Annotated in this window: 20 protein-coding genes; 6 read left to right on the top strand and 14 right to left on the bottom strand. The window is 45.7% G+C overall.

Features of this window, described 5'->3' with window-relative positions:
• Positions 1-73: 73 nt before the first annotated feature.
• Positions 74-991, bottom strand: coding sequence for a SpoIID/LytB domain-containing protein (locus C0033_RS03100; protein ID WP_103226392.1), 918 nt, complete (start codon positions 989-991; stop codon positions 74-76).
• A 124-nt stretch (positions 992-1115) separates the two neighbouring features.
• On the opposite strand from C0033_RS03100, the gene C0033_RS26825 reads away from it, so the two are divergent.
• Positions 1116-1256 carry a hypothetical protein gene (locus tag C0033_RS26825; RefSeq protein WP_180994536.1) on the top strand — a complete coding sequence of 47 codons (141 nt, stop codon included), beginning with the start codon at positions 1116-1118 and terminating at the stop codon, positions 1254-1256.
• 102 nt (positions 1257-1358) lie between these two features.
• Here C0033_RS26825 and C0033_RS26715 read toward each other — a convergent pair whose 3' ends face one another.
• The 3 genes from C0033_RS26715 to ileS form a co-directional block, all read right to left on the bottom strand.
• Positions 1359-1715 carry a hypothetical protein gene (locus C0033_RS26715; RefSeq protein WP_146043723.1) on the bottom strand — a complete coding sequence of 119 codons (357 nt, stop codon included), beginning with the start codon at positions 1713-1715 and terminating at the stop codon, positions 1359-1361.
• A 369-nt stretch (positions 1716-2084) separates the two neighbouring features.
• Positions 2085-4538 carry a glycogen/starch/alpha-glucan phosphorylase gene (locus C0033_RS03090; protein ID WP_103226390.1) on the bottom strand — a complete coding sequence of 818 codons (2454 nt, stop codon included), beginning with the start codon at positions 4536-4538 and terminating at the stop codon, positions 2085-2087.
• 28 nt (positions 4539-4566) lie between these two features.
• Positions 4567-7686 (bottom strand): isoleucine--tRNA ligase, encoded by a 3120-nt coding sequence (gene ileS, locus C0033_RS03085; RefSeq protein ID WP_103226389.1) that lies wholly within the window; start codon positions 7684-7686, stop codon positions 4567-4569.
• A 628-nt stretch (positions 7687-8314) separates the two neighbouring features.
• Between ileS and C0033_RS03075 the strand changes: the two genes are divergently transcribed.
• A complete protein-coding gene (locus C0033_RS03075) occupies positions 8315-9778 on the top strand; it encodes a nicotinate phosphoribosyltransferase (RefSeq protein ID WP_103226387.1) in 1464 nt (487 codons plus the stop codon).
• 1100 nt (positions 9779-10878) lie between these two features.
• Here C0033_RS03075 and C0033_RS03070 read toward each other — a convergent pair.
• Both C0033_RS03070 and mobB read right to left on the bottom strand, forming a co-directional pair.
• Positions 10879-11514, bottom strand: coding sequence for a Vat family streptogramin A O-acetyltransferase (locus C0033_RS03070; RefSeq protein ID WP_103226386.1), 636 nt, complete (start codon positions 11512-11514; stop codon positions 10879-10881).
• A 62-nt stretch (positions 11515-11576) separates the two neighbouring features.
• On the bottom strand, positions 11577-12638 hold the full coding sequence (mobB, locus tag C0033_RS03065) for a molybdopterin-guanine dinucleotide biosynthesis protein B (protein ID WP_103226385.1): 1062 nt from the start codon (positions 12636-12638) through the stop codon (positions 11577-11579).
• 343 nt (positions 12639-12981) lie between these two features.
• On the opposite strand from mobB, the gene C0033_RS03060 reads away from it, so the two are divergent.
• Positions 12982-13293: a DUF6442 family protein gene (locus C0033_RS03060; protein ID WP_103226384.1), complete on the top strand. Its 312-nt coding sequence runs from the start codon at positions 12982-12984 to the stop codon at positions 13291-13293.
• Between the two features lie 4 nt (positions 13294-13297).
• Entirely contained in the window at positions 13298-13504 is a 207-nt protein-coding gene (locus tag C0033_RS03055) for a helix-turn-helix transcriptional regulator (protein WP_103226383.1), read from the top strand.
• Between the two features lie 241 nt (positions 13505-13745).
• On the opposite strand, the gene C0033_RS03050 is transcribed toward C0033_RS03055, so the two are convergent.
• The 3 genes from C0033_RS03050 to C0033_RS03040 are packed head-to-tail and all read right to left on the bottom strand — an operon-like array spanning position 13746 to position 15649.
• A complete protein-coding gene (locus C0033_RS03050) occupies positions 13746-14156 on the bottom strand; it encodes a TM2 domain-containing protein (protein WP_103226382.1) in 411 nt (136 codons plus the stop codon).
• Between the two features lie 20 nt (positions 14157-14176).
• The gene (locus tag C0033_RS03045) at positions 14177-14578 is read right to left on the bottom strand and encodes a hypothetical protein (protein WP_103226381.1); all 402 of its coding nucleotides are present in this window, start codon (positions 14576-14578) and stop codon (positions 14177-14179) included.
• The gene (locus C0033_RS03040; protein ID WP_103226480.1) at positions 14579-15649 is read right to left on the bottom strand and encodes an SPFH domain-containing protein; all 1071 of its coding nucleotides are present in this window, start codon (positions 15647-15649) and stop codon (positions 14579-14581) included.
• A 287-nt stretch (positions 15650-15936) separates the two neighbouring features.
• Between C0033_RS03040 and C0033_RS03035 the strand changes: the two genes are divergently transcribed.
• Both C0033_RS03035 and C0033_RS03030 read left to right on the top strand, forming a co-directional pair.
• The gene (locus C0033_RS03035) at positions 15937-16515 is read left to right on the top strand and encodes a chromate transporter (protein ID WP_103226380.1); all 579 of its coding nucleotides are present in this window, start codon (positions 15937-15939) and stop codon (positions 16513-16515) included.
• The gene (locus tag C0033_RS03030; RefSeq protein WP_103226379.1) at positions 16512-17075 is read left to right on the top strand and encodes a chromate transporter; all 564 of its coding nucleotides are present in this window, start codon (positions 16512-16514) and stop codon (positions 17073-17075) included. The genes C0033_RS03035 and C0033_RS03030 overlap by 4 nt, the downstream gene beginning before the upstream one ends.
• 174 nt (positions 17076-17249) lie before the next feature.
• Here the strand turns inward: C0033_RS03030 and C0033_RS03025 are convergent, their stop codons facing one another.
• The 5 genes from C0033_RS03025 to C0033_RS03005 all read right to left on the bottom strand — a co-directional run bounded on the left by C0033_RS03025 (position 17250) and on the right by C0033_RS03005 (position 21934).
• Positions 17250-18587: an amidohydrolase gene (locus C0033_RS03025; RefSeq protein WP_103226378.1), complete on the bottom strand. Its 1338-nt coding sequence runs from the start codon at positions 18585-18587 to the stop codon at positions 17250-17252.
• 12 nt (positions 18588-18599) lie between these two features.
• Positions 18600-19061: a hypothetical protein gene (locus tag C0033_RS03020; protein ID WP_103226377.1), complete on the bottom strand. Its 462-nt coding sequence runs from the start codon at positions 19059-19061 to the stop codon at positions 18600-18602.
• 2 nt (positions 19062-19063) lie between these two features.
• A complete protein-coding gene (locus tag C0033_RS03015; RefSeq protein ID WP_103226376.1) occupies positions 19064-19876 on the bottom strand; it encodes a DUF3100 domain-containing protein in 813 nt (270 codons plus the stop codon).
• A gap of 105 nt (positions 19877-19981) precedes the next feature.
• The gene (locus C0033_RS03010; RefSeq protein WP_103226375.1) at positions 19982-20887 is read right to left on the bottom strand and encodes a LysR family transcriptional regulator; all 906 of its coding nucleotides are present in this window, start codon (positions 20885-20887) and stop codon (positions 19982-19984) included.
• Positions 20888-20905: 18 nt separating this feature from the next.
• The gene (locus C0033_RS03005; RefSeq protein WP_103226374.1) at positions 20906-21934 is read right to left on the bottom strand and encodes an NUDIX domain-containing protein; all 1029 of its coding nucleotides are present in this window, start codon (positions 21932-21934) and stop codon (positions 20906-20908) included.
• Between the last annotated feature and the right edge of the window lie 9 nt (positions 21935-21943).

The raw sequence follows: 21943 nt of genomic DNA, 5'->3' as shown, positions 1-21943 counted from the left end.
CTTCCTGATTGTTTTTCAGAACTTATCCGTTTCTTATTCATTTCGCACAAGTAAAAAATAGGCAACCTTTTTATCAGCTGCCTATCGTCACATCTTTATAAAAATATCCCAATATATCCTCTGCCGTCCATCCCTCCTCCGCCTTCTTTTTCGCTCCAAACTGGCTGAATCCATACCCATGGCCGATCCCTTTGCTCACCGCCCGGATCTTCCCTTCGTACTCCTCTAAGGTAAAACAGGGAGACGGAATCCCCAGCGCATCCTGCAATTCCTCTCCCGTATAAGTCTTTCCGCCGATCTGCATCTGCTCCACATATCCGGCCTGGTCTTTTGACACCAGCTGGATGCTGGACGGAAGCTGATCCGGAGACAATATATTCTCTCCTGCTTTCTCATTGATAATTCCTGCAAATTCTTCCTTGGTCCATACCTTTGCCGTCAGATATCCTTCTGCCTCCACATCCGAAGCGCAGTCCACACTCGGCAGATAAGGATGAAGCTCGTCTCCCTGCCGCGTTTTTCCCGCGCTGGCCCTGTGAAACAGAGGTATGATGCAGCTTTCATTATAACGGATTACCATTCCCTGAGTGCTCTTCACCGCCTGAACGATCTGTTCATAATTAGCCGCAAAATATTCCGGCCCCCAAAGTTCCTTCAGCTGCTTTTCTTCCAGATAATCCAGATCCAAAGCGGATTCCGGAATCTCCTGTGCATCTCCCATCTGGGCATAAATATAAGTTCTGGCTATGACCGCCTGAGCCCGCAGGGCTTCATTACCATAATCAGCGGGAATCTGCTGTCCTACGATTCCGATTAAGTATTCCTCCAGATCCACGTAAATGCTGCCGTTTCCACGGTCCAGCAAAATCTTTCTTCCCGATGGGATCTCCTGAGGGGTAATCTCTTCCACCACATTCCCCGTCCATGCCAAGGTGACAATATAGGGTATCATCAGAGCTGCTATTACAGCCAGCAGTATCCGCCTCTTCATAACCGCCTCTCAATCCGCCGCAGCTGCGGCCCTTTATTTATGCCGGGCAGCTCCCTTGCTCCGTCACTGCCCACACTATTATATATATGCGGACGAGGCATCTTTTAGGTATAATCAAAATAAATTGTTATTTAACGGATTTGGCGGAATGGTACGCCCGGAATCGGGAGGCAGAGCCGGAAGACGAAGGTCGGAGGGGCCGTCCGGGCCGGGGAAGGAAGATGCAGCCAGATCGGATTCGGGATTCGCCCCTAAGAACTACTAAGGCCCGTAAGGACAGAACGAGGCAGGCCAGCGCCATTCGCAGTGAACTCTTTATGACTTCGCTGCTCAGCGGCGCTTTAGAACCTGATTCGGAATTCAGTTTCTACCTGCCTCGTTCTGCCCTTACGGGCCTAAGTAGTTCTAAAGGGGTTCCATACGATCCCCTCCGGCTGCATCTTCCTTCCCCGGCCCGGACAGCTCCGCCGACCTTTGTCTTCCGGTTCCGCATCCCGATTCTGTGCTGGTTTTCGCTTGCCTGGTTAAAAACAATATTGGTGCATAGGTATTTATGTGGCATCACGTTTATATTGATCGTTAATGGATTTTCAGAAATGCCTTCAGATTTTACTTTAAACGTCAAGGCATTTCGCGAAAAGACCTCACCCTTTACATTAAATGGTGAAGGCATTTCTGAAAAAGCCTTCACCCTTGATGTAAATCTTACTACTCCATCCACCATATCTTTTTTATCCTCAGCTAGCCAAGCAACAGCCGGAAAGAAGGGGAAACCTGGGCGGGCGGCGGACATAGAGAAAGACAGGGGGATCGTGTGCAGACCCTTAGTGATACTTGGTCGGCAAGAGCGGAAAAAGGCAGACAAATACTGAATTCCGAATCAGTATTTGAGGCGCCACTGAACGATGAAGTCATAAAGAGTTCATCGTGAATGGCGCCGCGCTGCCTTTTTCCGCTCTTGGCGGCCTAGTATCATTTAGGGTCGTAACCCGAATCCCCTGTCTTTCTCTATGTCCGCCGCCCGCCCAGGTTTCCCCTTCTTTCCGGCGTCTCTTAGTTAACTAAATAAAGATTTGCGGCAAAAACTTTAGTTTCACATATCTACTTCTACTTTTTTCAGATGCCAAATATCTCTTACATATTCTTCAATGGTGCGGTCGGAAGTGAATTTTCCTGCGCAGGCCACATTCATCATGGCCGCATTGGCCCACCACTCAGAATCGCGGTAAGCGGTATCCACCTTTTTCTGTGCATCCGCATAAGAACGGAAATCCTTCAGAATGAAGTAGGTATCCGCTTTGTCGCTGCTCTGTGTATTTAACAGAGAGTTGTAGATTTCGCGGAACATCTCAGGATCATGAGGAGAATAATATCCGTTGATCAGCTGCATCAGCACACGGCGGATCTCCTGGTCGCTGTTAAAGATATCCATAGGATTGTAACCGCCGTTGTTCTCCAGATTGATGATCTCGTCGGAAGATGCGCCGAAGATAAATGCCTTGTCTTCTCCCACTTCCTCCACGATCTCCACATTGGCTCCATCCATGGTTCCAAGGGTCAAAGCGCCGTTTAACATGAACTTCATGTTTCCGGTACCGGAAGCTTCCTTGCTGGCGGTTGAGATCTGTTCGCTGACATCGGCGGCCGCAAAGATGATCTCCGCGTTGGATACGCGGTAATCTTCGATGAATACAACCTTAATCTTTCCGTTGATGCTCTTATCATTGTTGATCACATCTGCAACAGCGTTGATCAGCTTGATCGTCATTTTCGCACGTTTATATCCGGCGGCCGCCTTAGCGCCGAAGATGAAGGTTCTCGGAACCATATCCATGTTCGGATTGTCTTTTAACTGATTGTACAGGAACATCACGTGGAGAATGTTCATAAGCTGACGCTTATATTCGTGAAGACGTTTTACCTGTACATCGAAAATGGAACGGGGGTCCACGTCGATTCCGTTATGCTCTTTGATATATTTTGCCAGACGGATCTTGTTCTGGTACTTAATATTCATAAACTCTTTCTGGCATTTCTCATCGTCCGCATAGATAGCCAGTTCGTGAATATGAGGTAAATCAGTAATCCATTCATTGCCGATCTTAGAAGTTACCCAGTCCGCAAGCAATGGATTGCCGTGGAGAAGGAAACGTCTCTGGGTGATACCGTTTGTTTTATTGTTGAATTTATCAGGCATCATCTGATAGAAATCTTTTAATTCCTGGTTCTTCAGAATCTCAGTGTGAAGTCTTGCAACACCGTTAACGGAAAAGCTTCCCGCAATGGCGAGATGAGCCATCTTAACCTGGCCGTCATATACAATAGCCATGCTTCTGACCTTATTCTGATCTCCCGGATATAACTGCTGGATCTGAATAATAAAGCGGCGGTTAATCTCTTCCACGATTTGATAAATACGCGGAAGCAGTCTGGAGAACAGTTCGATCGGCCATTTTTCCAGTGCTTCCGACATGATGGTATGGTTGGTGTAAGCGCATGTCTTGCCGGTCACCTCCCAAGCCTCTTCCCATGTCAGGCCGTAATCATCCAAAAGGATTCTCATCAGCTCTGCCACGGCAACCGTCGGATGGGTGTCATTTAACTGGAACACGTTCTTCTCATAGAATTTACGGATATCATCATGTTTTTCCATGTATTTATTCACCGCACGCTGTACACTTGCGGAAATGAAGAAATACTGCTGTTTTAAACGAAGCTCTTTTCCTGCGTAATGGTTATCATTTGGATAGAGAACTTCACAGATATTTTTAGCCAAATTTTCCTGTTCCACGGCCTTCTGATAATCGCCGCGGTCAAAGGAATCCAGGTTAAAGGTATTGATCGGCTGTGCATCCCAGATTCTCAGGGTATTCACCACATTATTGCCGTAGCCGACGATTGGAAGATCATAAGGAACCGCCATAACCGACTGGTAGCCTTCCTGAACGAACCGCTCTCTTCCATTTTCCCATACGGTCTTTACATATCCGCCGAATTTGACTTCCGTCGCATATTCAGAACGGCGCACTTCAAATGGGTTGCCGTCTTTTAACCACTCATCCGGCACCTCCACCTGATAACCGTTCTCGATTTTCTGTTTAAACATTCCGTAACGGTAACGGATTCCGCAGCCGTATGCCGGGTATCCCAGCGTTGCCAGGGAGTCTAAAAAGCATGCCGCCAAACGTCCCAGACCGCCGTTTCCAAGAGCCGCATCCGGCTCCTGGTCTTCGATTACATTGAGATCAAATCCCAATTCATCCAGCACTTCTTTTACTTCATCCCGGGCCATAATATTAATGATATTGTTGCCCAGCGCGCGGCCCATCAGGAATTCCATGGAGAGATAGTAAAGTGTCTTTGCATCCTCTTTCTCATATTCCTTATGTGTTGCGATCCATTCGTCAATGATAACATCCTTAACCGCATAGGCAACTGCCTGAAAAACCTGCTCGGGTTTTGCTTCGTCAATTGTCCTGCGGTATAAATTCTTTACATTGTAAATGACGCTTTTTTTAAAAGTTTCCTTATCGAAGCCTCTGTTCATAAGCTAATCCTCCTAATGACCAACGTTCTCAGCCGTTGGTTATTTTCTCTACGCCTAACATGACCTTTTCACCGTTGATATTCCATTCTTTCGCATATCCGCTTGTCTGTCCCAGTGAAATAAGGTCTGCAAGCACTTCATTTTCAATCTCATCCGCATGTGCTTTCAGGATTTCGGCAATCTTATCATTTTCATCCTGGTACAGGTGAATATGATCCATAACCTCAAATCCGGCTTCCTTGCGCATGGTCTGAATCTTGCTGATCAGCTCGCGGACAAAGCCCTCTTCAATCAGTTCAGGAGTCAGGTTGGTATCCAGGACAACCGTTACATAATTATCCCCTTCCGATACATAACCTTCCGTCTGAGCCGTGTCAATCAACAGGTCTTCTTCGGTAAGAACGACTTCTTCTCCTCCGAAATCAAAGGTCAGAGCGCCTTTTTCCTTTAACGTATCCATAGCGGCATTGCCGTCCACCTCTGCAAGAGCCTTTTTAATATTGCCCAGCTGTTTGCCGTATTTCGGACCTACGGTCTTTAACTGCGGCTTAAAGCTGTAAGAGGTAAAGCTCCGGATATCATCCGTAAATTCTACCGTCTTTACATTCAGTTCTTCTTCAATAATCTGTTTGTAGAATTCAGACAGTTCATGATCCGCTTTTACAAACATCCTGCCGATCGGCTGACGGTTCTTGATATTGGCGTTGTTTCTGGCAGCACGGCCCATCACCACAATCTTCAGTACCTCATCCATATCAGCTTCCAGTTTTTTATCAATCCAGGCTTCTTCCGCAATCGGGAAATCACAAAGATGTACGCTCTCAGGCGCATCTTTATCAATGCTTCTAACCAGGTTCTGATAAATATCATCGGTCATAAACGGAACCATAGGAGCTGCAGTTTTACATACGGTAACAAGAGCCGTATAAAGGGTCATATAGGCATTGATCTTATCCTGTTCCATGCCCTTTGCCCAGAAACGCTCGCGGCTTCTTCTTACATACCAGTTGCTCATATCATCCACGAACTCCTGGAGCGCTCTTGCCGCTTCCGGAATCCGGTAATTCTCCAGATTGCTGTCCACATCTTTAATCAGGGTGTTCAGCTTGGAGAGCAGCCATTTATCCATAACCGGAAGTTTGTCATATTCCAGTTGATACTTGGTTGCATCAAAGTTATCTATATTCGCATAGAGCACAAAGAATGCATAAGTATTCCATAACGTGCCCATGAACTTGCGCTGTCCTTCCTGAACCGCTTTTCCATGGAAACGGTTTGGCAGCCATGGAGCGCTGTTCACGTAGAAATACCAGCGGATTGCGTCTGCGCCGTAGGTTTCAAGAGCCTCAAACGGATCAACTGCATTGCCTTTGGATTTGGACATCTTCTGTCCGTTTTCGTCCTGAACATGGCCCAGCACGATTACATTTTTATACGGCGCCTTATTAAAGATCAGGGTTGAAATAGCTAAGAGGGAATAGAACCATCCTCTTGTCTGGTCAACCGCCTCTGAAATAAAGTCTGCCGGGAACTGTGATTCAAACAGCTCTTTATTCTCAAACGGATAATGATGCTGTGCAAACGGCATGGAGCCGGAGTCAAACCAGCAGTCAATTACTTCCGGAACACGTTTCATCTGTTTTCCGCATTTCGGACAGGTGATCGTCACATCGTCGATAAATGGGCGGTGCAGTTCGATATCGTCCGGGCAGTTTTCAGACATGGATTTCAGCTCTTCAATGCTTCCGATGGAGTGCTGATGTCCGCATTCACATTCCCAGATATTAAGCGGAGTACCCCAGTAACGGTTACGGCTAACGCCCCAGTCCTGAACGTTCTCCAGCCAGTCGCCGAAACGTCCCTTACCGATGCTCTCCGGAATCCAGTTGATCGTATTGTTGTTGCGGATCAGGTCTTCTTTTACATCTGTCATCTTGATAAACCAGGATTCACGCGCATAATAGATCAAAGGAGTATCACATCTCCAGCAATGAGGATAACTGTGTTCAAAGCTGGGAGCTGCAAACAAAAGCCCTCTCTCGTTTAAATCCTTTAACACCAGTGGATCTGCCTTTTTGCAGAAAGTGCCTTCCCATGGAGTTTCTTTTGTCATCTCTCCCTTTGAATCCACTAACTGCACAAATGGAAGGTCGTATTTACGTCCTACCTTGGAGTCGTCTTCACCAAATGCAGGAGCGATATGAACCACGCCGGTACCGTCGGTCAGAGTAACATACGTATCGCAAGTCACATAATATGCCTTCTTATTAGGAGTTACGAATGGGAATAACGGCTCATATTCTTTGTATTCCAGATCCGTTCCCACATATTTTTCCAAAACCGTGTATTCATCCTTCAATACACTGTCACAAAGAGCCTCCGCCAGATAATAAGTTTCTCCGGCACAGGATACCTTCACATAAGTTTCGTTCGGGTTCACGCAAAGAGCCACGTTGGACGGAAGGGTCCACGGAGTCGTGGTCCATGCCAGAATGTAAGCATCCTCGCCTTTTACTTTAAACTTGGCAATTGCGGATTTCTCTTTTACGTCCTTATATCCCTGAGCTACTTCATGGCTGGAAAGAGGGGTTCCGCAGCGCGGGCAGTAAGGAACGATCTTGAATCCCTTGTATAAAAGACCCTTTTCCCAAATCTGCTTCAGTGCCCACCACTCGGATTCAATGAAATCGTTGTGATAAGTTACATACGGATCATCCATGTCCGCCCAGAAACCAACGGTGCCGGAAAAATCTTCCCACATGCCTTTGTATTTCCAAACGCTTTCTTTACAGTGCTCAATAAACGGCTCCAGTCCGTACTGTTCAATCTGCTCTTTTCCGTCCAATCCAAGCTGTTTTTCAACTTCCAGCTCCACAGGAAGTCCATGAGTATCCCATCCTGCCTTACGCGGAACCATGTAACCTTTCATCGTGCGGTATCTTGGAATCATATCCTTGATAACACGGGTCAACACATGGCCGATATGCGGCTTGCCGTTTGCAGTAGGAGGGCCGTCATAAAAGGTGTAGGTCGGTCCTTCTTTACGGCTGTCCATGCTCTTCTGGAAAATATCATTATCTTCCCAGAATTTTTCAATTTTCTTTTCTCTGTCTACAAAGTTCAGATTCGTAGAAACTTTCTCATACATTCTGCCAAAAACCTCCATTCTGATTCTTTCATGTGATTCGCTAATATGGAAGAGGGGTGATGTTATAGGTTTTTGTACCATAGGAACACTTACCTCTATGGTATAAAAAAAACCTCCGCCCTGTGTAATCAGGACGAAGGCATTGCTTCGATTATACCACCTATTACCCCATACCAACATATGTGTTCCCTTTAACGGTGGAAATCCGACAGGACTTACTTCTATTTCAGTCTGCGACTCAGGAGTGATCTTCAGATCTGTTCTACTTGCCCCGGGCTCACACCATCCCCGGTTCGCTGAAGCGTTAAAACAGGCTTACTGCCTCCGTCTGCGTCTTTTCTTTCTATATATACTGTTTCATTATAGTAATTCAATCTGTAAATGTCAACCACTCTTCCCGTTTTTTCCCCGTCCCGGGCATGAATTGTACATTTTGTCGGCAAACCGCCTTTTTAGGGGACAACTTATAGACAGTTCCTCTCCCTCCTTTATCCGTATTTCATGACGGATACCTTCTGCTGCTCAAATAGATTGTTATTTATTTATCAATGCACTTGTCTTTTTCCAAATCTATGGTATACTACAGAATAATTTTACAAATACTTTACACATTCAAAGGAGATACCTTATGAGCCAGAGAAACCTCACCTTATTGACAGACCTCTACGAGCTAACCATGATGCAGGGGTACTTTAAAGAAAAAGATGTCAATGAAACTGTAATCTTTGATATGTTCTACCGCACCAACCCCAATAACAACGGCTACGCCATCTGTGCCGGACTGGAACAGGTCATCGAATACATTGAAAATCTTCATTTTGAAAAAGAAGATGTGGACTACTTAAAGAGTACCGGACTGTTTGAGGATGATTTTCTGAAATATCTTTCTGAGTTCAAATTTACCGGTGATATCTATGCGATCCCGGAAGGAACTGTCATCTTCCCCAGGGAACCTCTGGTTAAGGTAATCGCTCCGATTATGCAGGCTCAGCTGGTGGAAACCGCCCTTCTCAATATCATCAATCACCAAAGTCTGATCGCAACGAAAACCGCCCGCGTCGTTTATGCTGCAAAGGGTGACGGCGTCATGGAATTCGGCCTTCGCCGCGCTCAGGGACCGGATGCAGGCATCTACGGCGCCAGAGCAGCTATGATCGCCGGATGTATCGGAACCTCCAATGTGCTCTGCGGCCAGATGTTTGACGTTCCTGTCAAAGGAACACACGCCCACAGCTGGATCATGAGCTTCCCGGATGAACTGACCGCATTCCGCACCTATGCAAAATTATATCCGACCGCATGTATCCTCCTTGTCGATACGTATGACACATTAAACTCCGGTATCCCGAATGCAATCAAGGTTTTCCAGGAGATGAAAGAGGCCGGAATTCCTCTTACCTTCTACGGTATCCGCCTGGACAGCGGCGACTTGGCTTACCTCTCCAAAAAAGCCAAGAAAATGCTGGATGACGCCGGTTTCACCGACGCCGTGATCTCCGCTTCCAACGATCTGGATGAAACGCTGATCAGCAGCCTGAAGCTTCAGGGCGCAACTATCAATTCCTGGGGCGTTGGAACGAACCTGATCACTTCCAAAGACTGCCCTTCCTTTGGCGGCGTCTACAAATTAGCGGCCATTAAGGATAAAGATACGGGTAAATTTATTCCAAAGATCAAGTTATCCGAAAATGCGGAAAAGATCACCAACCCGGGCAACAAAACAATCCAGCGTATCTATAATAAGGAAACAGGAAAAATCATCGCAGACCTCATCTGCCTGGTGGATGAAAAATATGATCCTAAAAATTCCTTACTGCTCTTCGACCCGATCGAAACCTGGAAAAAGACGCATCTGGCGCCAAACAGCTATGTGCTTCGTGAACTCTTAGTTCCTGTATTCATAGAAGGCAAATGCGTTTATCAGTCTCCTAAGGTTATGGAGATACGGGAATACTGTAAAAAGGAACTCAGCACTCTTTGGGAAGAGTCACTCCGTCTGGAATACCCACACCGGACACATGTGGATCTGTCCACCGAATTATGGCATATCAAAAATCAACTGCTGGACAGTTATCATCATAGTGATAATTAATCTTTATTTAGTTAACTAAGAAACGCCGGAAAGAAGGGGAAACCCAGGCGGGCGGCGGAAGTAATCGGCGAAATGGGATTCGGGATTCGCCCCTAAGATGTACTAAGACCCGCAAGGACAAAAAGAGACAGGACCGCGCCCATTCGCAGTGAACTCCTTATGACTTCACTGCTCAAGTGGGCGTATCGCTCAAAGAGCGCTTAGAACCTGATTCGGAATTCAGTTTCTACCTGTCTCTTTTTATCCTTGCGGATCTAAGTACTTCTAAGGGGTTCCATACGATCCCATTTCGCCGATTACTTCCGCCGCCCGCCTGGGTTTCCCCTTCTTTCCGGCTGTTGCTTGGCTAGCTGAGGGTAAAAAAGATTTGGTTGAGTAGTGAGTAAGTTTTTACATCAACCGTGAAAGCATTTCTGAAAATCCCTTGAAGATCTATGTAAATGCGGTTCTATACAACTACCTAAGCACATCTATTGTTTTTAACCAGGCCAGCGGAAACCAGCCCGGAATCGGGATGCGGGGAAGGGAGAGGCGGTCTTTATGGGAACCCGGGCGGGGGAGAATGAAAAAAGGACAATTGGGATCGTATGGAACCCCTTAGTGATTCTTAGGCACGCAAGTACAGAAAGAGACAGGTAGAAACTGAATTCCGAATCAGTTTCTAAGCGCTCTTTGAGCGATACGCCCACTTGAGCAGTGAAGTCATAAGGAGTTCACTGCGAATGGGCGCGATCCTGTCTCTTTCTGTACTTGCGGGTCTTAGTATCACTTAGGGGCGAATCCCGAATCCCAATTGTCCTTTTTTCATTCTCCCCCCGCCCGGGTTCCCATAAAGACCGCCTCTCCCTTCCCCGCATCCCGATTCCGGGCGTACCCCCATTCGCCAACTAAGTTAAATAACAAGTTTGTTCATATCTTATTCATAATCTTTTTACAGAACATCTATATATGAGCTAAACTTTCTTCACAAATTAAAGATATACTTTAACTATCGAAAGAAAGGCTGCTAATAACAATTAGATAAAATTTTTTTCATAATCGCCGGTAATCCTGAAAGGGTTACCGGCTCCTCCCTTTTTATGGGACTTTTTTTATTTCTATTATATAATTTCCTTAATTCTTGCCAGATCCCTGCTGCACAACGCTTCCAGATTCTCAAAAATCTTTTTCTGAGGCCAATTCCACCACTGAAGTTCAAGAAGATATTCAATCAATTCATCATTAAAACGCTTTCGAATAATTTTACAGGGATTTCCTCCTGCGATATGGTAGGGCGGAATATCTTTTGTGACCACAGAATCTGCGGCAATGACAGCGCCGTCTCCAATATGTATTCCTGGCATCACCGTCACATTCTGACCGATCCATACGTCATTTCCCACCACGGTATCCCCCTTAAAAGGCAGATCTTCCAGCGGCGGCACCGCTTTTTCCCATCCATTTCCCATTATGTTAAACGGATAGGTGGTAACGCTGCACATCCGATGATTTGCGCCGTTCATCACAAATTCAATTCCTTTAGCGATGGCGCAGAATTTTCCGATAATCAGCTTGTCTCCTAAGAACTCATAATGATGGGTCACGTGCTCTTCAAACCGTTCGGCTCCGCCGATATCGTCATAGTATGTATACTCACCCACAATAATATTAGGCCGAGTAATCACATTTTTAATAAAACAGACGCTTTTTATCGCTTCGTTTGGATAAACTGCGTCCGGATTAGGTCCGTACTGCATAAAATTCCTCCTTTTCGCCAATCTTTTAATCTGCATTTTGCAGATTATGCTTATCCTGCAATTCAGCGTTCCTGCTTCTTGTAATACTCATACACTATTTCTGCAGCTTTTTCATATTCTCCCAAACCCAAAACCGGAATTTTCTCTGCATCCCACTCCAAATCGGTCACGTAAGCCAGGATCGTCTCCGTTCTGCATACCCCATGTTCGGAATTTCCTTTTCTCACCACCTCGAATTTAGGATAACCGGAATCCTTCATACCTTCCAGCAGGATGATATCCGCCTCCGGAAAATACTCTGCCAGTTCCATTTCCGTCACTTTTCCCTGCTTTACCACCATAAATTGATTATCTGAAAATACAGCGGTTCCCATGGCTCCGGCCTTTCTGTGCCTGTCACTGTCCGTTCCGGGCATATCGGGAACGAATTCGTGGCCATCGTGTTTTATGGACGCGGTTTTTAAGCCTTTTTTCAAAAGACAGGGAATCAATCCTTCGATAAATGTAGTTTTTCCCGAATTTTTAACTCCGCTGACAGCAATCATAAGCGGACGCCGTCTTCTCTCTTCTTGGATTCTTCTATATTCTTCCCTGGTGTTGACATTGAAAAATATTGCGTCATCGGCTTGAACTTCCACTTTTTTATGACAGATTTTTCCCAGTAAAGACGCCATCCGGTAATTTTCATTCTGAATCATCTGTTCCATAATAGGCAGACATGATTTTGTATAAATTCCAATTAAAGGCTGAGGCTTTCCTTCTACGTAAATAACTGCCGTTTTTCCTTCCCGTTTCCATACTTCCAGCAATGATTCCGTAAGAGTCCGGCTGATTCTGGGCATATCACACGGCAGCACTAAAAGGGCATCTTCATCACATTGTCTCAAAGCGCTGCAGATCCCTCCCATCGGCCCAATTCCCTGATAAATATCCTCAATCATTGGATATTCCAATTCTGTATAGTTTTCCTTTTTCTCTACCGAAAGATAAATCGAATCCATTTGAGGCATAGCATCTGCCGCGCGCTGATAAAAGGTTTTTTCACCGTCGGTCAGAAATGCCTTTTTCGTCCCGTCCATTCTGCGGTTTTTTCCGCCCATTAAAATTAATCCGGCAATTTTCATGACCGCTCCTCATTTTCTTTCCTGTTTTGATTCGGGTGTCAAAAGGTCTTGCCCCTGCAAATTGTCTGAATTGTTTGTCAGGGTTCGGAATTAAGGACTCCTAAGACCACCGAATTCCTAAATTCCTGCACATGCAATTCAGACAATTTGCAGGGGCAAGACCTTTTGGCACCCGAATCCTATTTTAAAGTTATCATAACATAAAAGATGAATTTCTGTAAACAAATAGAATCCTCCATTGATTTTGCACATAAAACTTGGCAAAAACTGTTGACAAGTAAACTTGGCAGGCGTATACTGAAAATGCAAAGAATACTTGGCATTCATTCAGGAGGTGCTTACTATGAATAAAGATGAAATTTTAGCCAGAAGCAGAGCAGAAAAACTTGACGAGGGAATGGAACTCGCAGAAAACAGAGGCAGGCGGATCGGCATAAGCGCCTTTTGCTGTGTCTTCATTTTTATTGTACTGTTTAATTTATTTAACGGAAAATCCAGTTACGCTCCTCACGCTATGTTTTGGGCATTTGTAGCCGCCGAAGCCTATCCCAAATACCGCTTTACGAAAAACAAAGCATTTTTGGCGTCCACAATCGCAGGCGCTATCGCTTCCGCCGCGTCACTGGCCTGTTTTGTCATAAGCGTATTGAGGTAAGCGGATGGATGAAAAATTAATATTAAAAAATAATTTGAAAGACGCACGCACAGAAAAAAAGCTCTCCCAAAGCCAATTGGCCGATATGGTCGGCGTGTCGAGAAACACCATCAGTTCCATCGAGACAGGGCAGTTTAATCCAACTGCGAAGCTGGCATTGATCCTCTGTATTGCGCTGGATAAAAAATTTGAAGAATTATTCTATTTCTAATCATAACTTCTGCATTTCTCGTTATTTAACGAAAAAACACCGCCAGCCTTGGGGCTGACGGTGAATGCTTGTCCTATCTGATTGTCTGTCCGTTCTCAGCGCTCTTCTCTCTCATCCGCCGGATAAGAGTTCAGCTCACTCAATTCCCGCTCCCTTTTCTTCATCGAAAAATAGGCAGCACAAAAAGTGAAAGACATCAGAAGCCAATAGATAAATTTAAAACTCTTGATTATCCGCTTCATCATTTTAATCGAACATGATGTTTTAACTGGAAATTCTCATCATTGGAGCAGAGATAGATGATTCCCTCTATGAATCCAACCACAGAAGGGATTCCTGTCCAGCAGAATAAGATGTATAAAATACCCATTCCAATTTTGCCCATATAAAACTTGTGGATACCGATACCTCCGAGAAAAATACCTAACAGTCCTGCAACGATCTTGTTCTTTATCGGCCATGCAGGATTAATGGCTGTTGTAGGCTGCTGTACATAAACATGCTGTACTACCTGCTGAGGAGCCGGCTGTACATTAGGCTGCACGTTTACTTGAGCCGCCGGCTGCGGATTTAACTTCTCCCCGCAGAATCTGCATTCTGCTGCCCCTGCATCTATCGGCGCTCCACATTGCGGACAAACTGAATTTTCCATACTCAAAATCCTCCTTGATATCATTTGTTATTTTTTAAGCCAACCAAAAGCATTGGCAGTACTACCAGTAAATAAATAAAACAAATACTCAGATGTATAATGACATAAGCCATGACGCCAAACACAACGCTCAGCCAGATCATAGCGATTGAATTGATCACCGTATATAAAATTGTAGCTGTAATAATGCCGATTTTAAAAGGCAGCGGCACCCTTTCAAAAGTGCCCAGCATCACGCCGAAAATAACAATCAGCAGCGCAATATTAAGAAAATATGCCGCCGCAGTCATAATAAAATTATGGCTGTCATTGATATGGCACAATGTTATCAAAGATAATCCTAAAATTACGAAATAAAATAAAATCATTCCCCAGCAGACTGCAGTCAATAAAATGCTGCCGTTTGTATCTTTGGCTTTCATTTATTCCACCTTTCTTCCACAGAAGCTGCAGAACTTTGCTCCGGGCAGTATTTTTTCGCCGCACTCACATACTCTCTCCGTCAGATTTTCGCCGCATTCCAGACAAAAACGGCTTCCCTTTGGAACTTCCTTTCCGCATTTCGGACATTTCATCATCTCCGTCTGTGCGGTTTGAGCCGCATTGGATGCCTGCATCGGATTGCCCACTGCGCCCGACATGGCCTGTCCCATGTTCATAGAAGCGCCTAAACCAAGGCCTCCGGCCGCAAAAACACCTGCTACGCCATTTTCATTGGTGGCAGCCCCTTCGTAAACGTCGAAACTTCTTTTGGTAACATATCTTCCGTCTCCCATGATTTCGAAAGCCGCTTTCTCTTCCAATATCTGATTGATCTTAGCGAAGTCTTCATCCGGAAAGTTAATGGACTGTACATAAAAATTCACTACATCCAAACCATACTTTTCAAACTCCAGCGAAATTTTCTCTTTTGTCCTGTCGGAAATCTCTTCCAGCTTTGTGGCGATCTCCAGCGCTGAAATCTTTTCCGTTAAAATGGTATCCGCTATGATGGACTTTACTTTGATGACGATTAATCCCTTATAAAACTTTTTCAGCTTGTCGTAACTCACCACATCGGCCTGATTCATGCCTCCAATCAGCTCCCTGAAAAAGTTGGTATAATCTCTGAGTTTAAGCCCCATCTGGCCAAAAGCCCTGATGCGCAGCTTCACAAAATACTTAGGATCTATCAATTGAATCGGATCGGTCGTCCCCCATTCAATATCCAGTTTTGTAGTCGTATTTATGTAATAAATCTCCGCTGAAAAAGGCGTTCTTCCGCCAAAAGGCAGGTTAACAAGCCCCTGAAGAATCGGCAGATTCGATGTGCTCAGGGTATAAGTGCCCGGATAAAACACATCACACACCTGACCGCCCTTAACAAATATTGCCACCTGTCCCTCTTTTACAATGAGCTGGGAACCCAGCACAATATTATCCTTAAAATATTTGAATATGATCCAATCTCTGCTCTTTAAACCATCGAATTTAATAACGTCTAAAATTGCCATTCTTCGTCCTCCGAATATGATCTGCTGCATTCTTATGCCATTATATCCTGATTTCTTAAAATTGTAAATATTATATAAACTTTTCCTGTTCGTAACCATTAACGGCTTTTCTTGACTAAGCTGTCAATAGCCATTACAATTTAATAAAGTATTTGCTTCATTAATGTGCTGCATGATTTAGCGCATCAAATAGGAAATGATCTCGTTGAAACGAAAAAATCTTGTCATAGCAGCGATAACTACATCTGACATAACTATAAACACCATGGAAACGGAGCAGGAGAAACATGAAATTGATAATAGATTTATTTCTGACATTTATGAAAATCGGACTGTTTACCTTTGGAGGCGGATACGCGATGATTTCCATGATAGAGAGTATCTGCGTGGAAAAGAAAAAATGGATTTCTCACGATGAAATGATGAATATAACGGTTATTGCAGAGTCCACACCCGGCCCGATTGCAATTAACTGCGCTACCTTTGTCGGTTATCAACAGGCCGGATTGATCGGCTCATCCATTGCAACTTTGGGAATCGTTCTTCCGTCGTTTTTTGTGATTTTCATAATTTCCATGTTTCTCGATAATTTTCTTGAAATCACAATTATCGCCCATGCGTTCAAGGGGATAAAACTTGCAGTCGGCATTTTAATTTTGGATGCGGCTGTCACCATGATAAACAAAATGCCAAAAAAGATATTTCCTAAAATCATAATGATTTGTTCGTTTGCAGCTATGCTGTTAATCAATCTTTTCTCATGGAGCTTTTCCACGATCAGTCTGATGTTGATTGCGGCGGCTGTCAGTCTTTCGGCCTCTGTCATTAGCGGCAGTCCAAAACAGAAAGGCGGTGCAAAGAAGTGATTTATCTGGATTTATTTCTTGGATTTCTGCGGGTTGGCTGTTTTGCTTTTGGAGGCGCATATGGTGCAATTCCGCTTATTCGTGACGTGGTTCTTTCCTATGGGTGGTTAAGTGACGAAGCGCTCACCTATATGATTGCTGTCAGTGAAAGTACGCCGGGGCCTATTATGGTTAATCTTGCAACCTATGTGGGAAGCAGCCAGGCCGGACTTTTGGGCGCAGTCCTCGCTACTCTGGCGGTGGTACTGCCGTCTTTTATCATTATTCTCCTCGTCATGGCGGCGTTAAAGACGCTGCTCAAAAACAAGTATGTGCAGGCTGTATTAAAAGGATTAAAACCCTGTATTATCGGCATTATTTTGGCAACAGGCGTTTATATGACAGCAGCCAACTGCATTTCCCGAACCATAGAGAATCACTTTGATGTGCGGGCGGCCATTATCACAATTATTCTTGCGGCAATTATGTGGGGTTCAAAACCCATACTTAAAAAGAAGATTTCCCCAATCATGTTAATTGTCGTGTCGGCAGGTCTTGGCATCATTGTTTACGGGATATAATAAGTAAAAACAGCAGATAGAAATGCCGCAGAATCCAGCCGTCTGCCGACAGGAAAGTGAACTTCCGTTATAATAAAGGCAACAAGACCGCATAGCAAAATACTATGCGGTCTTGCAATTAATGTCTTATTCTCCTATATATGCGCGGCTTTTCCACACAGCCTTTTCCCTTTATTAATACGCTCTTTTTACAATCTCTTCCATATGAATCTGAGCTTCTCTCCGTATCTTTTCTTCATCCATTGTAAGGATCTCCCGGTTCTTCATCACGATTTTTCCGTTAATCACGGAATCCGTCACATCATGTCCATTAGCCGCGTCCACAATGGTATTAACCAAGTTCTGAGTCGGGGTGATATGAGGCTGGTCGATGTTCAGCAGGATCACATCCGCCTTTTTCCCCACTTCAACGCTGCCCAGAATATCTCCATGGCCGATGGCGTTGGCTCCTCCCTGGGTCGCCATTTGAAGAAGAGTCGGGCAGGTCATTACAACCGGATTGAAGGAGGTCAGGCCCCAATAGGCCAGCATCCCATAGCGCAGCACTTTCATTTCATCAAACAGATCCAGATTGGACGGGGCCGCCCCGTCACAGCCAAGGCCTACGCTCAGCCCCGCTTCCAGAATCTGAGGCGTCTTAGGGAATCCATGATTGGCCAGGTTGGCTCTCGGACAGTGAATGACTTTCACGCCGCGGTCTGCCATGATGGAAATATCCCGTTCGGAAAGCATCACATTATGGGCGGTCAGGAGATTGGGACCCAGAATTCCCATCTCATCCAAAAACTGTGCCGGACGCTTTTGATAGTTTTGCAGGCAGAAGCTGACCTCGTCCTTATGTTCGCAAAGATGGGCGTGGATTCCCGTATGGAACTCCTGAGCGGATTCTCCAACCATGCGGATCAGATCCTTTGAACAGGTCATCACCTGGCGGATGGCGAACCAAATATCGATTCTGCCGTCCCCGGCTCCCTGATAGGCGCGGTAAAGCTCCTTTGTGCGTTCGATGGCTTCCGCTGCCGTCTCCTTCATGGCTCCCGTAATGGCATTTCCCATATCCATGGTGGACTTTGCGATTGCGGCCCTCATGCCCGATTCAATCACCGCGTCCGCCACCCGTTCCATATGTACGCCGCCGGAATCGGCAAATGACGTCGTTCCATTTTTAATCATCTCGACACACGCTAACCGGGCGCTGACATAGGAATCTTCCGGCCTTAAATTGCTTTCAAACGGCACCAGAAATCTGGTCCACACCATCGGATATTCATCCGAAACCCGTCCTCTTAAAAGCTGCTGGCAGGTATGGGTATGTCCGTCCACAAACCCCGGCATCAGCAGTTTTCCGGTTCCGTCCAGCACCTCTGCGGAGGCAAATTCCCGATCCATCGCCTCCCCCGGGCCTATCTTCTGGATCACCGTCTGACCGATTGCGACGGAACAGACTTCTGAAACGCTCATATCCGGCTTCAGTATTTGACAATTTTTTATCAAAATATCACATTTCTCCATAAATTTTTCCTCCTAAATTGCTCCGGTCGCCCTCAATACAAGATCTGCCACAATCGCCGAAAAGATAAATGTGCCCGTGATGACAAATAATGTGATAACCACCAATTTCCATCCCATTTTAGCAAAATCTTTTAAGTCCTTGCCAAGGGATATTCCGGCAAATGCCCCCAGCGCGGTTGCCGGAGCCATAAATGCCACCTGTGACGTAACCTGAATGATGGTTTCCTTCACCGGAGAAATGGGACATGCCAGCAAAAGCCCAGTTAAGGATACATACATCATGGACGGAAGATGGATAAAACGGCTCATAAATTTGCTGAGAGTCAAGCCGAATAACGCGATGGCGCACAGCACCAGAATTCCCTGGATGGAGTCCAATAACGGCATTTCATATCCGATTACATTGGTTAAAATCATAATAACCGATACCATACACAGCAGTCCCAGCTGCTGAAGAAAATATTTTCTTACCATTCTTATCCCTCCCTGTGCATCTTTTTGCTGAATTTCGGTTCCAGAATCGCATACAATTTTCTTGTAACCGGCAGTCCCACAAAGGTTCCCATATAGATTCCGGTAATACCGGTCAGCATATCGCTGGCGCCACCTAATACCATGATATCCTCCGCATACTGAGGATAAACCTCTCCAAGGGTGCCCGCTGCGGCCGTCATCATGGACCCGCTGCCAACTCCGCTGGCCATGCCGAGCGCCAGAGGATGAAGCACGCCCCAGGATGCCACAATGCTGGCCAGAATGCTGATAAACACGGTTCCGATTACGGAACCTACGATATAAACGGCAAACGTACCTCTCGTCTCTGCCGCATCCGGCCCGTAGATATCCGTGGTAAGTCCCAGGTTGGAATCCCGGTTAATGGAATAACAGGCACCGATGGCTTCCTTTTTAAGCCCCAGAAGCAAAGCCAATGGCAGAGATATAAAAATGGTGCCCAAATTTCCGAATTCCTGCAAAATCAGCGCCGGACCCACGGCCACAAGTTTTGCCAGATTCGCTCCCGCCGAAACGCCCATCTTCGCCATAAACGGCGCCAAGGCCACAAGCACCAGGCTTCCCCCCAGTTTTGATTCCGGCGCTTTAAAAAGCCTGACTGCATCCGGCCCCAGCATTCCGCCTATAATTGTCGCAAATACCATCGGAAACAACGTCAGCGTGCCGATTCCCACATTGAATTTAATCGTACCGATGGAATCACAGACCACAGCGATGATGATTGCCGCAACATAAACTTTCCAATATTTTTGGACTACGGTTTTTAACTTTTCCATACTGCCACTCCTTTTCTTGTTTTATACTGTTAGGATATCACAGAACGGCCTTTTGTCGAATCCACCAAAAAACGATAGATATCCATCGTTTTTTACGATAAATACCTACCGTTTCGTTTCCACCTGGCGGATCAGCTCCACAAACTGTTCCGCGATGTCGGTCAGTGCAAATTTATTTTTTACAATCCATCCCACCTCCAGCTTGATTCCTTCATGAATCGGAATGGATAATATGTCTTTATAATATGCGTCGGAAGAATGGTAACCGCTTCCCACCACAAATCCGTCCGCCCATCTCATCAGGGAATAGGCCGCCGCCCTGTCGGAAACGGCAATCACCTTTTTCAGCCGGAAATACGGGACGATCATCTCCGTATAGGCCGGATTTGCATTGGTGGCCCTGTCATATGTGATAAACGGGTATTTCATGAGTTCCTCCACATGAATCTCCTGACATCCGGCCAAAGGATGTTTTTCACTGATATAGGCATGGGCGCATTTGTAGGAAATATGGTTGAAGATCAGATTTCTGTTTCGAAGCTCCTGCACCATCCTACCTTTGCTCTGCTCCGCAAAGAAGATAATTCCCAGATCATCCATGCCCTTCTCCACCCGCTCCAGAACTTCGGATGTTTTGCATTCGTGAAACCCGAATTTATATTCTTCCGTATCCATGGACTTTACCACGGAGAGAAAGGAATCCATGCCGCAGATATGGTGCTGGGTGGAGACGGAAAATCCCTGGCTGTGGTAAGTCTTTCCCGCGTATTTCTCATCCAGATATTCCAAGCGCTTCAGCACGCCCTTAAATTCAATCAGAAGCTCTTCCCCTTCCTTCGTCAGCCACACTCCCTTGGAATCCCTTAAAAATGCGGTGATTCCATAGTAGATTTCCACTTCCTTGATGGCGTTTGACACGCTGGACTGAGCTGCAAACAGCCGTTTTGCGGCCTCGCTGATCGATCCCGATTCCGCTACCGTAATAAAATATTTCATCTGCTGTAATGTCATCGTTTACCCCCATTTCGGTTAATTACGCCGCAGCAAAACCCGTTCCAGCATCTCCATCTCGGATTCGCTCAGACAGTGGTTCAGGCTTTTGTCCCGCATCCCGTCCCTGCATTCTTTAAAATCCATCCACATAACCGATTCCACTTCTTCTTTCTGAAGCATCAGCCTGTCCGCATCTACCGGCTTTCTGTACAGATAAACCCGGCTGATTTCATGATTGATAAACGGTTTTCCGTAAAACTCAGCCTCATCTTTCCCCGAATGCGTTCCTATATATTCCAAATCTTCTTCACGTGCCGCAATTCCCAGTTCCTCCTTCAGCTCCCTGAGGGCGGATTCCAGATATCCGCACCCGGCAGGAACATGGCCGGCCGACGAGATATCATAGCAGCCCGGAAATGCGTCCTTTCCGGCGCTGCGCTTCTGAAGCAGAATATCATATCCGCTTTTTTCATTGGGACGGATGATCCAGATATGGGATGTTGCATGGGGCGTGCCGTCCATATGCATCAGAAATCTGGCTCTCACGCGGCCTGTTTTGTTCCCGCCCTCGTCCAGCTCATCCAAAAGCTCCAATTCGTTTCCATCCAGAACGGCTTCCATAAGCTTATCCCCTTCATATCTGAGTTTTAGGGAGAAAAACGGGGCCTCTTCTCTCAGTAATTCAAAGAAAATCTTATCCCCCTCCCAAAGGTTTAAGGAAAGAACGTCTTCTTTTTTCACCCATTCCAGCGTACCTTCTGAACAGGAAGTCATTTCCCCCTTAAATCCGTGGGACGTATAGAGGCACATATACTCCGGCTGCCATTTATCCGAGATAAATGTGATGATTCCGCGAAAGCGGTAATCGGTTAACGTCAGCCCTGTCTCTTCTTTGACCTCCCGTTTCAGACATTCTTCCGGGCTTTCCCCTACTTCAAAATGCCCTCCCACACCGATCCATTTGTCTTTATTCACATCGCGTTCTTTTTTGATCCGGTGCATCATCAGGTAGCTGTCATCCTTTTCCAGATAACATAAGGTTGTCATATTGGTTTTCGGCATCATTCCTGTACT

It is taken from the genome of Clostridium sp. chh4-2 (assembly GCF_002899675.1).
Lineage (GTDB): Bacteria > Bacillota > Clostridia > Lachnospirales > Lachnospiraceae > CHH4-2.
The sequence above is the reverse complement of the archived record's forward strand: the minus strand, read 5'-3'. Positions and strand labels throughout refer to the sequence as shown.

Excerpts from the sequence above, each read along its gene's own strand:
- C0033_RS03090 (WP_103226390.1), bottom strand. The coding sequence starts at position 4,538 with ATGAACAGAGGCTTCGATAAGGAAACTTTTAAAAAAAGCGTCATTTAC.
- C0033_RS03050 (WP_103226382.1), bottom strand. The coding sequence starts at position 14,156 with ATGGAAAATTCAGTTTGTCCGCAATGTGGAGCGCCGATAGATGCAGGG.
- C0033_RS03070 (WP_103226386.1), bottom strand. The coding sequence starts at position 11,514 with ATGCAGTACGGACCTAATCCGGACGCAGTTTATCCAAACGAAGCGATA.
- C0033_RS03055 (WP_103226383.1), top strand. The coding sequence starts at position 13,298 with ATGGATGAAAAATTAATATTAAAAAATAATTTGAAAGACGCACGCACA.
- mobB (WP_103226385.1), bottom strand. The coding sequence starts at position 12,638 with ATGAAAATTGCCGGATTAATTTTAATGGGCGGAAAAAACCGCAGAATG.
- C0033_RS03025 (WP_103226378.1), bottom strand. The coding sequence starts at position 18,587 with ATGGAGAAATGTGATATTTTGATAAAAAATTGTCAAATACTGAAGCCG.
- C0033_RS03005 (WP_103226374.1), bottom strand. The coding sequence starts at position 21,934 with ATGATGCCGAAAACCAATATGACAACCTTATGTTATCTGGAAAAGGAT.
- C0033_RS03015 (WP_103226376.1), bottom strand. The coding sequence starts at position 19,876 with ATGGAAAAGTTAAAAACCGTAGTCCAAAAATATTGGAAAGTTTATGTT.
- C0033_RS26715 (WP_146043723.1), bottom strand. The coding sequence starts at position 1,715 with ATGGTGGATGGAGTAGTAAGATTTACATCAAGGGTGAAGGCTTTTTCA.
- C0033_RS03100 (WP_103226392.1), bottom strand. The coding sequence starts at position 991 with ATGAAGAGGCGGATACTGCTGGCTGTAATAGCAGCTCTGATGATACCC.
- C0033_RS03045 (WP_103226381.1), bottom strand. The coding sequence starts at position 14,578 with ATGAAAGCCAAAGATACAAACGGCAGCATTTTATTGACTGCAGTCTGC.
- C0033_RS03035 (WP_103226380.1), top strand. The coding sequence starts at position 15,937 with ATGAAATTGATAATAGATTTATTTCTGACATTTATGAAAATCGGACTG.
- C0033_RS03010 (WP_103226375.1), bottom strand. The coding sequence starts at position 20,887 with ATGACATTACAGCAGATGAAATATTTTATTACGGTAGCGGAATCGGGA.
- C0033_RS03075 (WP_103226387.1), top strand. The coding sequence starts at position 8,315 with ATGAGCCAGAGAAACCTCACCTTATTGACAGACCTCTACGAGCTAACC.
- C0033_RS03040 (WP_103226480.1), bottom strand. The coding sequence starts at position 15,649 with ATGGCAATTTTAGACGTTATTAAATTCGATGGTTTAAAGAGCAGAGAT.
- ileS (WP_103226389.1), bottom strand. The coding sequence starts at position 7,686 with ATGTATGAGAAAGTTTCTACGAATCTGAACTTTGTAGACAGAGAAAAG.
- C0033_RS03020 (WP_103226377.1), bottom strand. The coding sequence starts at position 19,061 with ATGGTAAGAAAATATTTTCTTCAGCAGCTGGGACTGCTGTGTATGGTA.
- C0033_RS03060 (WP_103226384.1), top strand. The coding sequence starts at position 12,982 with ATGAATAAAGATGAAATTTTAGCCAGAAGCAGAGCAGAAAAACTTGAC.